The 13,254-nt window shown below is 30.7% G+C and carries 12 protein-coding genes; 10 read left to right on the top strand and 2 right to left on the bottom strand.

The features are described 5' to 3' along the window. The first annotated feature begins 13 nt into the window (after window positions 1-13). The 8 genes from pstC to I4V16_RS03695 all read left to right on the top strand — a co-directional run bounded on the left by pstC (window position 14) and on the right by I4V16_RS03695 (window position 9,187). Window positions 14-904, top strand: a complete 891-nt coding sequence (gene pstC / locus I4V16_RS03730) for a phosphate ABC transporter permease subunit PstC (RefSeq protein WP_111937873.1) — start codon at window positions 14-16, stop codon at window positions 902-904. Further along, window positions 904-1,785: a phosphate ABC transporter permease PstA gene (gene pstA, locus I4V16_RS03725; protein WP_111937872.1), complete on the top strand. Its 882-nt coding sequence runs from the start codon at window positions 904-906 to the stop codon at window positions 1,783-1,785. The genes pstC and pstA overlap by 1 nt, the downstream gene beginning before the upstream one ends. Window positions 1,786-1,794: 9 nt before the next feature. Then, a complete protein-coding gene (gene pstB, locus I4V16_RS03720; RefSeq protein ID WP_027097469.1) occupies window positions 1,795-2,544 on the top strand; it encodes a phosphate ABC transporter ATP-binding protein PstB in 750 nt (249 codons plus the stop codon). A 15-nt stretch (window positions 2,545-2,559) separates the two neighbouring features. Then, window positions 2,560-3,222 carry a phosphate signaling complex protein PhoU gene (phoU, locus tag I4V16_RS03715; protein WP_111937871.1) on the top strand — a complete coding sequence of 221 codons (663 nt, stop codon included), beginning with the start codon at window positions 2,560-2,562 and terminating at the stop codon, window positions 3,220-3,222. 116 nt (window positions 3,223-3,338) lie between these two features. Then, window positions 3,339-5,336, top strand: coding sequence for a methyl-accepting chemotaxis protein (locus I4V16_RS03710; RefSeq protein ID WP_195631511.1), 1,998 nt, complete (start codon window positions 3,339-3,341; stop codon window positions 5,334-5,336). 205 nt (window positions 5,337-5,541) lie between these two features. Then, window positions 5,542-6,876, top strand: coding sequence for a DUF512 domain-containing protein (locus I4V16_RS03705; RefSeq protein ID WP_195631510.1), 1,335 nt, complete (start codon window positions 5,542-5,544; stop codon window positions 6,874-6,876). Beyond that, a complete protein-coding gene (gene der, locus I4V16_RS03700) occupies window positions 6,876-8,195 on the top strand; it encodes a ribosome biogenesis GTPase Der (RefSeq protein ID WP_027097473.1) in 1,320 nt (439 codons plus the stop codon). The genes I4V16_RS03705 and der overlap by 1 nt, the downstream gene beginning before the upstream one ends. Next, window positions 8,195-9,187, top strand: coding sequence for an NAD(P)H-dependent glycerol-3-phosphate dehydrogenase (locus I4V16_RS03695; protein WP_195572639.1), 993 nt, complete (start codon window positions 8,195-8,197; stop codon window positions 9,185-9,187). Before der ends, I4V16_RS03695 begins: the two co-directional genes overlap by 1 nt. Before the next feature lie 31 nt (window positions 9,188-9,218). Here the strand turns inward: I4V16_RS03695 and I4V16_RS03690 are convergent, their stop codons facing one another. After that, window positions 9,219-9,743, bottom strand: a complete 525-nt coding sequence (locus tag I4V16_RS03690) for a hypothetical protein (RefSeq protein ID WP_195572637.1) — start codon at window positions 9,741-9,743, stop codon at window positions 9,219-9,221. Between the two features lie 242 nt (window positions 9,744-9,985). Between I4V16_RS03690 and spoIVA the strand changes: the two genes are divergently transcribed. Next, window positions 9,986-11,464, top strand: coding sequence for a stage IV sporulation protein A (spoIVA, locus tag I4V16_RS03685; protein WP_195966523.1), 1,479 nt, complete (start codon window positions 9,986-9,988; stop codon window positions 11,462-11,464). A 32-nt stretch (window positions 11,465-11,496) separates the two neighbouring features. On the opposite strand, the gene I4V16_RS03680 is transcribed toward spoIVA, so the two are convergent. Next, on the bottom strand, window positions 11,497-12,522 hold the full coding sequence (locus tag I4V16_RS03680; protein ID WP_195572635.1) for a branched-chain amino acid aminotransferase: 1,026 nt from the start codon (window positions 12,520-12,522) through the stop codon (window positions 11,497-11,499). A 150-nt stretch (window positions 12,523-12,672) separates the two neighbouring features. Here I4V16_RS03680 and I4V16_RS03675 point away from each other — a divergent pair, with 150 nt between their 5' ends. Next, a complete protein-coding gene (locus tag I4V16_RS03675) occupies window positions 12,673-13,086 on the top strand; it encodes a PBECR2 nuclease fold domain-containing protein (protein ID WP_049176841.1) in 414 nt (137 codons plus the stop codon). Window positions 13,087-13,254: the final 168 nt, after the last annotated feature.

Below are 13,254 nucleotides of genomic sequence, written 5' to 3'. Positions count from 1 at the left end.
AGGAATGATAGGTATGGAAAAACGAAGCTTTAAAGAGAGGCTATTTAATGAATATATAGGAAAAACATTTGCAACATTATGTGGAATGTTAATAATAGCAGTTACATTATCAATAATAATATTCATTGGTCAAAAAGGAATTCAAACATTTACTAAAGGAAACTACGGAATAATAGAATTTCTGTTTACAAATAATTGGAACCCAAGTGAAACACCAGCCTCTTTTGGAGCTTTGGCTTTCATATTAGGATCAACCTTTGTATCAATGGGTGCAGTAGTAATTAGTGCACCTATTGCTATTACATTAGCAGTTTTTGTTAATGTAATTTCTAAAGGGTTAGGTAATAAACTTATAAAGCCATCATTAGAAATATTGGTTGGTATACCATCTGTTGTTTATGGGTGGGTAGGTATATCTGTATTAGTACCTTTTATAAAGAATCATGTAGGTGGAATGGGATTTTCATTGCTTGCAGGTATATTAGTATTATCCTTAATGATACTACCAACTATAGCAACATTATCTATTGATGCTATTAAGAGCATACCAAGAGAGCATATTGAAGCTTCTTATGGATTAGGGGCAACAAGATGGCAAACTATAAAAAATGTTATTATTCCAGGAGCTAAAAGCGGTATTTTAACAGGAGTAGTTTTAGGAATAGCAAGAGCTTTTGGTGAGGCATTAGCAGTACAAATGGTAATAGGTAACGCAGTAAAGATTCCTAATGGACTATTATCTTCATCATCTACGCTTACAAGTATTTTGACAATGGATATGGCAAATACAGTAGGTGGTACAGCTTGGAATGACGCATTGTGGAGCCTAGCATTAATATTACTTGTTATATCTTTCTTATTTATACTTGCAATTAGAAAGATTGAAAAGAGGAGTGAAGGATAGTGGATGCAAAGAAAGTAGATAAGATTTCTACCGTAATTATATATATAGTTAGCTTTTTTGTTGTATTTCTTTTAGGATCATTCATAGCATATATTTTATATCAAGGGTTAGGAATGTTAAAGCCTAGTTTCTTGTTTGGCGCATCTAAGACAACATCTCCTGGAGGAGGAATAGGCGCTCAGTTATTTAATTCATTCTATATGCTTTTAATATCATTAATAATAACTGTTCCAATAGGAATAGGAGCTGGAATATACTTAGCTGAATATGCTAAGGAAGGACCTTTGGTAAGATTTGTAAGATTATCACTTGAAACTATGTCTTCATTACCATCAATAGTAATAGGTATGTTTGGATTATTAGTTTTTGTTAATTTTGCAGGATGGGGATATTCTATAATTGCTGGTGCTTTATCAGTAAGTATTTTAAATATTCCTTCTATGACAAGAATTTCAGAAAATGCTATAAAAACAGCTAGTAAGGGAGTTAAGGAAGCTTCATTAGGTTTAGGAGCTAGTAAGTGGCAAACTATTGTTAAGCTAACACTTCCAATAGCTATGGGAGAAATATTAACAGGTATTATTTTATCAGCAGGTAGAATATTTGGTGAAGCAGCAGCCTTCCTTTATACAGCAGGATTAAGTTCAGGGAAATTAAACTTCAATACAATTAGCTTAACTGGGAAGTCAGCATTCTCATTATTTAGGCCAGCTGAAACCCTAGCAGTTCATATATGGAAGTTAAATTCTGAAGCTATAGTTCCAGATGCAGCAGCAATCGCTAATGGAACAGCAGCTGTATTAATAATAGCAGTATTGTTATTTAATATACTAGCAAGAGTTATAGGAAACAGATTACTAAAGGCTTATGGTGGAAAGTAGGAGGAAATTATGTCGATTATAGAAACTAAAAACTTAGATTTATATTATGGAACTAATAAAGCTTTAAAAAATATAAATATGAATATAAATCAAAATGAGGTTACAGCCTTAATTGGGCCTTCAGGATGTGGAAAGTCAACATTTCTACGTACATTAAATAGAATGAATGACTTGATTGAAGGAGTTAAAGTAACTGGAGAAGTTTTATTTGAGGGTAAAAATATATATGATGATTACGATGAAATTGCATTAAGAAAAAGGGTAGGAATGGTATTTCAAAAGGCTAATCCTTTTCCAATGTCAATTTATGATAATATTGCATATGGTCCTAAAATACACGGTATAAAGGATAAAAAGACATTAGATGAAATAGTTGAGAGAAGTTTAAGGGGTGCAGCTCTTTGGGATGAAACAAAAGACAGATTAAAAAAGAGTGCTTTAGGATTATCTGGTGGACAACAGCAAAGATTATGTATAGCAAGAACTCTTGCTGTATCTCCTGAAGTTATATTGATGGATGAACCTACGTCAGCTTTAGATCCTATTTCTACTAGCAAAGTAGAGGAATTAATGGATGAACTAAAGAAAAAATATACTGTTATTATTGTTACTCATAATATGCAACAAGCAGGAAGAATTGCAGACAAAACAGCATTCTTCTTAAATGGTGAAGTAATTGAGTTTGGTAAAACAGAGGATATTTTCTATAAACCAAAGGATAAGAGAACAGAGGATTATATAACAGGTAGATTCGGTTAAAATAGGAGGTGCATTATGACTAGAACTTCACAAAAAGCAAGGATTAATGAAATAAATAGGCAATTAATACTCATGTCAAGTTTGGTGGAAAAACAAATTTATTTAAGTATGTTAGCCTTAAGAAATGCTGATGTTAAGTCAGCTGAAGAAATAATAAAAGATGATGATAAGGTAGATGAGTTACAGAAGTCAATAGAAGAAGAATGCATAAAATTTATAGCTACTGAACAACCATTAGCTAAAGATTTAAGAAATGTATTTACAGCATCTAAAATAGTAACAGACCTTGAAAGAATGGCTGATCATGCAGTTGATATATGTAAGATTGTTAAAAAAGTAAATGGAAATGGTGGAGAAACGAGAGATGAGGCTCTTCCGTTGTGGGATATGGAAGAGAAAGTAAGAAATATGATAGGATTATCTATAGAAACTTATATTGAGGGTGATGTAGATAAAGCTTATGAAATTTGTGCCATGGATGATGAAATAGATGAACTGTATGGTAGTATATTTGGAGAGTTGCTAAAGGGTGTAAAATTAGATGATAGCAAAGGAAATAAGAGTGCTCAATTGCTATTTGTTACAAAATACCTAGAAAGAATAGCGGATCATGTAACTAATATTTGTGAATGGACGATTTTTTCAAAAAAAGGAACATATGTAGATTTGAATGAATAAGACAAATTCTTTGAGAATTTGTCTTTTTTTGTTAAAGAAATATAGTGTTTCGGGCGAAATTATAAAGTAAGGTAAAACAATAAGAGGTAAGGAGCACAGAAGAAAGGAAGGTACAAATGAATAGTATAATTAAAAAGAAAAAATCGTTAAAAGTAAAAGTTTTACTAATTCTTTTACCAGTTATTATCTTAGGACAGGTATTATTAAGTTTTGTCTGTATAAGGAGTATTAATAGGTTTAGTAATCAAGTATTATCAACAGATTTAAAGAATGGTTATAATTCAGCTGTTCAGTCCCTAGAAGATTATTTTTGGGGATTAGAATATAGAGTGGACACAATGGGGAAAACAGGAATATTCCAAGCTGATTTAGCTAATGGGAATTTCACTAATTCTGAGAGAATTTTATCAGGTCTTAAAGGTGCAACAGATGTTATTATGAGCACAGTATTTAGAAGTGGTAATGTTAATTTAATTACTCCTTCTATAGATTATAAGAGTAAGGGTATGGATAATGTTATCCCTAATGATTATTATGAAAAAGCTATAAAAGAAGATATTGTATGGGTTGGGCCGTATGAAGACAAGCTCTCAGGTAATATAGCACTTACTATATATAGAAGTGTAAAAAATGGAGATACTCCTATAGGTGTTATAGGAATGAATATAAACTTTAATGATATATCAATTAATTTTTCGGAAAAAAGTTTTAGTCAAACAGGGTATTCAGTTTTAATAAATAAAGAAGGTACTATATTATCTGATAGAAGTGATATGTCAAAAGTTCATACAAAGGTAGAAGATAAAAATATTTTAGATATTGTCTCAAAAGAAGGTAATGGTGATGGAGAGATAGATTTAAATGGAGATGCATATAAATATCTTTCTACAGATGTATCAAGAACTGGTTGGAAGATGATAAGTTTTATAAATGAAAATGAGAATGTGGATGTAAGTAATGGTGTAATAATAAATGTTGTCATTGACATGATAATTATGATTATTGCAACTGTATTTATAGTAACTACAATAATTAATAAAATAGTTAAAAGATTAAATAGAGTTGCAAAAGCTATGGAGAAAGCAGGAGAGGGAGATTTAAGTAGTAAGGTTGAAATTGATAATGAAGATGATGAGGTTACCTCTATAGCACAGTCTTATAACTTAATGTTAGAGGATTTTTCTGTAGCAATAAGCGATACTAAGGCTACCTTATCTTCATTAATGGAAAGAAATGAAGAATTAAATTCTGCTTTAGATGAATTAAAGAATTCTTCTAATCAAATAGCATCTACAATGTATCAGATTGCTGATGTATCAAATGAGCAAGCTAAGGATACTGAGTCAGTAGCTCAAGAGTCAGAAGATTTATCTAATATAATAGAAAGTGTGTCAAACTCTTTAAATGAAATGGAGAGTGCGTGTAGCAAACTAGAAGATTTATCTAAACGTGGTTTATTGACAGTAAATAACTTAGTTGAAGGGTCAAAAAATACAATAGAAGCTACAAAAGAAATAAATAATAGTGTTAATAATGTAAAAGAAAGTTCTAAAGAAATAGAAAACATTATAATTTTCATTAATAGTATTTCAGAACAAACTAACTTACTTGCTTTAAATGCAGCTATAGAAGCAGCAAGAGTTGGTGAAAATGGAAAGGGTTTTGCAGTTGTAGCTGAAGAAATAAGAAAGCTTGCAGAACAATCTCAAGAAGCAACATCTAATATTCAAAATATTATTTTAGCTATGCAACATAAAATTATAGATGCTGTTGAAAGAATTAAAGTTGTAAATGGAGCTATAAATGCTCAAAATGATAATGTAAAAGAAACAGAAACATCATTTGTTAACATATTTGATGGAGTAAATAATTTAAATTATTCTATAAAGGTTGCTAGCGAAGGTAATGAAACCATGATTGAAAAGAAAGAAAATATATCTAATTCAATGCAAAACTTAGCTGCTGGAATAGAAGAAACTTCTGCATCAACAGAAGAGGTAACTGCTTATACAGAAGAACAGTTATCAATAAATAATTCAGTAAATGAATTATCTGAAAAAATAGTTAAATTAAATGAAAACTTAGTGGAAAAACTAAATCATTTTAAACAATAAGTAAAAAGGTGGGTTACTATAGGGTAATTCACCTTTTATATTAAAGATAGTTTTTTACCACAAAATCATAAGAGCTATTTAAGAATGTATTTATTAATTTTGGTTAAAATTAAAAAAAGGATTAAGTTGGCAATATAATTGACTTGAATTTATTAATAAGGTAATATAGCATAGGTAGAAACTTATACAAAAAGGGAGTGAAAAAATGAAAAATGTTATAAAAGAAGTACTTCCTGATAGTATCGCAGAAGAAGTTGGAATAGAAGTTAATGATGTGTTAATTTCTATAAATGATAATATTATTGATGATATAATAGATTACAGATTTCTTTCAGCTGATGAAGAGATAGTATTACAAATAGAAAAGCCTAATGGTGAAGTTTGGGATATAGAGATAGAAAAAGATTATGGAGAAGAACTTGGAATTGAATTTGGCGGCGGAATAATGGATAAAGCTAAGAGCTGTAGTAATAAATGTATGTTCTGCTTTATTGACCAGTTGCCAAAAGGAATGAGGGATACTCTATACTTTAAAGATGATGATTCAAGACTATCTTTCCTACAAGGAAATTTTGTAACCTTGACAAATATGAAAGAAGAAGATATTGATAGAATTATTAGATATAGAATAAGTCCTATTAATATTTCTGTACATACAACTAATCCAGAATTAAGAGTAAGGATGCTGAAAAATAGATTTGCAGGAAATGTTTTGGAAAGAATGCAAAGGCTATCAGATGAAGGAATACAAATGCATGCACAAATAGTGTGTATTCCAGATGTTAATGATGGAGAAGAGCTTAAAAGAACTATTGAGGATTTATATAAATTATATCCTCAGGTTAATAATGTAGCTGTTGTTCCTATAGGTATTACAAAATTTAGAGAAGGCCTTGAAAAAGTAAATACTTTTACTAAAGAAGGTTCAAAATATACAATAGATATGGTTAAAGAGCTTCAAAATAAATTTTATAATGAAGTTGGAGAGCCTTTTGTAAGACTTTCAGATGAATTTTATATTGTTGCAGGAGAAGAAATTCCAGATGCAGAATTTTATAATGGTTTTACCCAAATAGAAGATGGTGTTGGAGTTACTAGGTGCTTTAGAGATGCGATAGAAAGTGATTTAGATATATTAGATCTAAATAAAAAGGGAAGTTATACAATGATAACTGGTACTTTAGCTTATGATGAAGTGAAAAGTGCAGCTGAAAAAATAGTGAAGAAGAATCCTAAAATACACATAGATGTATTTAAGATAATAAATAATTTCTTTGGAAATACTATTACTGTTAATGGATTATTAACAGGAGGAGATATTATTGGGCAATTAAAAGGAAAGATAAGAACACCTTATCTATTTATGGCAGATAATATGTTCAGACGTGGATATGAACTTGCACCTCAAGATAGTATTATGCTAGATGATTTAACTATAAATGATATAGAGAAGGCTTTAGATGTTAAAGTTATTGTTTGTGATTATACAGGAGAAGATCTTATATCATTAATAAATGAATATAACCAGGAGGAGATATAATGGGTAAACCGATAGTTGCTATAGTAGGAAGACCAAATGTAGGTAAGTCTACATTATTTAATAAATTAGCAGGAAAGAGAATATCAATAGTACAAGATACACCAGGTGTAACAAGAGATAGAGTATATGCAGAGGCTGAATGGCTAAGCTATAACTTTACTATGATTGATACTGGAGGGATTGAACCTGAAAGAGATGATATCATTGTAAAACAGATGAGAAGACAGGCGAATATAGCCATAGAAACAGCAGATGTTATAGTATTTATCGTTGATGGTAAAGAAGGTATAACTGCAGCTGATGAAGAAGTTGCAAATATGCTTAGAAAGAGTAAAAAGCCTGTTGTTTTAGTAGTAAATAAAGTAGATTCTTTAAAAGAAGAAGAAAATGCTTGGGAATTTTATAATTTAGGAATAGGAGACCCTATAACAATATCAGCATCTCAAGGATTAGGTCTTGGGGATATGCTTGATAGAGTTGTAGAAAATTTCGATAAATTTGATGATGAAGAAGAGGAAGATGAATTCATTAGAATAGCAATGATAGGTAAGCCTAACGTTGGTAAATCTTCTTTAATAAATAAGCTTTTAGGAGAAGATAGAGTAATTGTATCTAATGTTCCAGGTACTACAAGAGATGCCATAGATAGTACTTTAGAAACAGAGTTAGGAAAGTTTATTCTTATAGATACAGCTGGTCTTAGAAGAAAGAGTAAGATTAAAGAAGAAATAGAAAGATATAGTGCTGTAAGAACTCTTACTTCCATAGAAAGAGCTGATGTATGTATACTTATGATAGATGCAACAGAAGGAATTACAGAACAAGACGAAAAGATAATAGGGTTAGCTCATGAAATGAGAAAAGCTATAATGGTTATAGTTAATAAGTGGGACTTGGTAGAAAAAGATGATAAGACTATGGATAAGTTTAAAAAGGACTTACAACAAAATCTTAAGTTCTTATCTTATGCAGAATACTTATTTATTTCAGCTTTAACAGGTCAAAGAACACATAAGGTTTTAGAATTAGCTAAAAAGTGTTATGATAATTATAACAAGAGAATATCAACAGGTATCTTAAATGATGTTATAAGTAAGGCTGTATTAATGAAAGAGCCACCTGTGGTAGCATTAAAGAGATTAAAGATATATTATGCTACTCAAGTAGCTACAAAGCCACCTAAGTTTGTATTCTTTGTTAACGATCTACAAGCAAGACATTTCTCTTATGAAAGATATTTAGAGAACCAAATTAGAGAAAGTTTTGATTTTAAGGGAACAGGTATAGAGATAGAATATAGAGAGAGGAAGGACAAGTAATGAGTAAAGTCGGGTTTATAGGAGGAGGAAGCTTTGGTACAGCTTTAGGAATCCTTTTGGCGAACAAAGGAAATGAAGTGTCTATATATGATAAGGATCAAAGTGTTGTTGATGATATTAACATCAACAGAAAAAATGATAGGTATATAAAAGATTTAGATATACCATTAAATTTAACTGCCTATAATAACTTAGATGATGCTATTGAAGGAATTGATTATTTAGTATTAGCTGTTCCTTCACATATAATTAGAATTGTTGCAAGAAGTTTGAAAGGAAAGCTTAATGCTAATGTTCCTATAGTTTCAATAGCTAAAGGAATTGAAGAAGGAACTGATATAAGACTTTCAGAGGTTATTAATGAAGAGTTACCTAATAAAGTTGTTGTGCTATCAGGCCCTAGCCATGCGGAAGAAGTTGCACTTAAAATTCCAACAACTTTAGTTGTAACATCAAAAGATATGGAATGTGCAAAGGAAATTCAAGATTTATTTATGACATCTTACTTTAGAGTATATACAAATGATGATATTGTTGGTGTAGAAATTGGTGGTGCTGTTAAAAATATAATTGCACTAGCTGCTGGAGTAATTGATGGAATAGGATATGGAGATAATACAAAAGCTGCTTTAATGACTAGAGGTATGAAGGAGATTTCAAGAATAGGTGTAGCTCTTGGAGGGAAAGAAGATACCTTCTATGGACTAACTGGAATGGGAGATCTAATAGTAACTTGTACTTCTATGCATTCAAGAAATAGAAGAGCAGGTATTTTAATAGGAAAAGGTAAAACTCTAGATTCTGCCTTAAAGGAAGTTGGAATGGTAGTAGAAGGAGTTAAAGCTTGTAAGGCTTTTTATGAATTAAAAGAGAAAATGAATATTTCAATGCCTATCACAGATTCTTTATATAAAGTTCTATTCCAAGGGAAAAGCGCAGAAGAAGGCGTTAAAGAACTTATGGAACGTGATAAAAAGAATGAAAGATGGTAAAGTATAAAGACCACGGGTACTCCGTGGTCTTTTATTTGATATCAAATAATTTTTGTTTCATAACATCGTAATAGCTTACATCTTCAGGTGGCTTCAATGAAAAGAAGTCAACGTTAAATTTTTTGAATACTTTACTAACATCGTTGATTGAATCTGCTAAAAGAATAGCTTTTTTCATTTTTTTGCTTCCCTCTAATACTTTTAGTAAATCTTTATCTTTTATTCCGTCAATAGGATGTACAATTAGAATTTCCGTATCCTTAGGAGGGGTTTTCACAAAAGATTTTTCGAATATATGGAAAGAAATTTTGTGAATACCTACAGAATAATTTGTATTTAGCTTAATTCCATCTTTTGCTGTAGGGAATATTTCATTAAAAAATTTTTCTGAAGGAGAAACAATCGCTATGTTAAGTGGGTTAGTAAATTCTTTTACTAATATATTTAAGGTAAGCTTGGACATACCTTCGGTGTTATTAGTATCAATTATAAGACATCTTTTAGTTATACCCTTAAGAAAGTTAATTAATCTTTTTATGATTTCCTTCTTCTCCATATTAATCCCTCTTTTATCAATTACTGTAAATGTTATCTTAATTATAGTTTAACACATAATATGCATATATTCTATAATTAGGAAAAAATAGTTTGATTTTATATGGTATTTACTTAAGGTATGGAACATATCATATATAGAAAAATAGATATATTATTTGAGGATAAATATAAAAGGTAGTATATCTTTTATAAATCAAGAATATATATATATTGTTAAAAAATAATATAGGAGGTCGTAACTTGGACAGCTTCAATATATACAAAGATATAGCTGAAAGAACCCAAGGGGACATATATGTAGGAGTTGTTGGGCCTGTAAGGACTGGAAAATCAACTTTTATAAAGAAGTTTATGGACCTTATGGTAATACCAAAGATTGATAATAACTATAAAAAAGAAAGAGCTAAGGATGAGCTGCCACAAAGTGGATCAGGAAAGAGTATTCATACAACTGAGCCTAAATTCGTTCCTAACGAAGCTGTTGAGATAAGCCTTGACGATGAGTTAGTATTTAAAGTGCGTATGGTAGATTGTGTTGGATATATCGTAAAAGGCGCATTAGGTTATCTTGATGGTGAGGAAGCAAAAATGGTTCATACTCCATGGTATGAGTATGAAATTCCTTTTGAGGATGCAGCAGAAATAGGAACAAGAAAGGTAATTACAGATCATTCAACAATAGGAATAGTTGTAACTACAGATGGTAGTATAACAGGAATAACTAGAGAGGAATATGTAGAGGCAGAAGAAAGAGTAATATCTGAACTTCAATCTATAAATAAGCCATTTATAATGGTTTTAAATAGTACGAAGCCAAATGCACCTGAAACAAGAGCCCTAAGGAAGGAACTTGAAGAAAAGTATAATGTAACTGTACAAATTCTTGATGTTTATAATATGGGGGAAGGGGATATAGAGGATATATTTAAGTCTGTGCTTACAGAATTCCCAGTAAGAGAAATAAATATTGATATGCCAGAGTGGTTAGAAAGACTTGAGCCTTCTCATTGGCTAAAGAAAGATTTCTTAAACATAGTTAGGGATATGAGTATCAACATATCAAAGGTAAAAGATATTAAGGCTTCTTTGGATTCCTTTAAAGAGGAAGAGAATTTAGGTAGCTCTAAACTAATGGAAATAGATTTAGGTGTTGGAACTGGAAGAATTCTTATGAAGCCTAAGGATGGTATCTTTTATAAAGTACTTAGTGAAATTTGTGATTTAGATGTTTCTTCAGAGAGTGATTTATTATCTTTAGTAAAGGAACTTAATGTAGCAAGGAAGGAATATGACAAAGTTAAGGATGCATTAATAGATGTAAAAGAAACTGGTTATGGACTAGTAGCACCTCAACTAAGTGAAATGAAGTTCGAAGAACCAGAAATAGTTAAGCAAGGTAATAAGTTTGGGGTTAAACTTAAAGCTAGTGCTCCATCCTTACATCTTATTAAGGCAGACATTAAAACTGAAATAAGTCCTATAATGGGTTCTGAAAAAGAATCTGAAGAGTTAGTTAAGGCGATTTTAGATCAGTTTGAAAGTGACCCAACAAGTTTATGGCAAAGTAATATGTTTGGTAAGTCCTTAGAAGTATTGGTTAAGGAAGGATTACAAAATAAGTTATATAAGATGCCAGAAGATGTACAGGTAAAAATCCAAAAAACACTTCAAAAGATTATTAACGAAGGTAATGGTGGATTAATCTGCATAATTTTATAAGAAAAAACTCCTGATAATTCAGGAGTTTTCTTTTATTTAACTTTAAATACCCATCCTTCGGGTCCTTCAACATCCCCAAACTGAATTCCAACAAGAAGATCATACAATTTTCTTGTTAATGGGCCAACTTCTGTTTCACTATGGAAAACATGAAGTTTACCTTTATATTCAATTCCTCCAATTGGGGTAATAACAGCAGCAGTTCCACATGCTCCTGCTTCTTTAAATTTATCAATTTCATCAATATAAACATCACCTTCAATTACTTCTAAATGAAGATAATCTTTTGCAAGCTCTAATAGTGAATACTTTGTTATACTTGGTAATATTGATGATGAATTTGGAGTTATAAATTTATTATCATGGGTAATTCCAAAAAAGTTAGCAGCTCCAACTTCTTCGATTTTTGTATGAGTAGCTGGATCAAGATATATACAGTCTGCAAAGCCTCTTTCAGCTGCAATTTTATGTGGTTCCATAGATGCAGCGTAATTTCCACCTACTTTTTGTTGACCAGTTCCATATGGAGCAGCTCTATCAAAATCTGAAATCATGAAGTTAACTGGAGCAAGCCCTCCCTTGAAATAAGCTCCTACAGGAACGCAAAATACTGAAAAGATATATTCTGGAGCAGGTTTTACACCAATATTATCACCAACACCAATCATAAATGGTCTTAAGTAAAGGGTACCTCCTGAACCATATGGTGGAACAAATCTTTCATTTGCTTTAACTACTTGCATGCATGCATCTATAAATTTTTCTTCAGGTATTTCAGGCATTAAAAGTTTTCTACAAGAGTCATTCATTCTAGCAGCATTTCTATTTACTCTAAATAGTTGAATGCTACCGTCTTTTGTTCTATATGCTTTTAGCCCCTCAAAGCATTGTTGACCATAATGTAAAGCTGTTGATGCCTCGCTTATTCTAAGCATATTATCTTCTGTAAGCTTGCCATCATCCCAGTTACCATCTTTCCAAACAGATATGTAACGGAAATCTGTTTTAATATAATTGAAACCAAGTTCGTCCCAATTTATTTCTTTTGTTGTATCCATAAATATAGCCCTCCTAATTATTTTAATAATAATTATATTTTATCACTATTTTTCAATAGGTAAATAAAAAATGTAATCTTATTTGAATTGTGTAGAATAAAATATACTATAAAGCGTAAATAGAATACAAAAAGGCGTGGTGAGTAAAGTATGAGAAGTTATTATAAGGCTTATAAAAAAGTAGGGAAAATAGAGACTTCTTTAGCAGAAAAGTTGGGAGTTATGTGTTACGGATGTGTATATATCTCACCAGGTGTAATTAGGCATATAATAAGACGCCACAATAAGCAGTTAAGTAGAAATGTAAAGGATAATCTTATAAATGTAATAGAAAGTATTTTAAAGGATCCTGATTATATAGGGACGAAGATAAAAGAAAATAATAGGATAGCAATAGAGTTTGCAAAAAAGGTAGATAGTATTTTGTTATTAGGGATGGAAGTAGATAAAGATGAGGGGTATATTTATGTTTCTACTTTATACCCAATCACAAAAAGTAAAATAGATAATAAGATATATGGTGGAAAATTATTAAGTTGCAGTATAGAGCAACTAGATACTTGAAAGATTATTTTTAAAGAATTATAATATATAAATTGAATAGTTATTTTGAGGTGAGAAATGGCTCCTCACACGCTAAATTTAGTAAATAGAGATGCAGGATACGCCGACCTGCCAAAAACTATATGACTTTTGGATTTTACCAAAAGTTATTTTTTTAGATAAATATGG

Origin of the sequence: Clostridium sp. 1001283B150210_160208_E6 (assembly GCF_015669365.1) — a bacterium.
Lineage (GTDB): Bacteria > Bacillota > Clostridia > Clostridiales > Clostridiaceae > Clostridium > Clostridium paraputrificum.
This window is presented reverse-complemented; position numbering and strand designations above follow the sequence as displayed.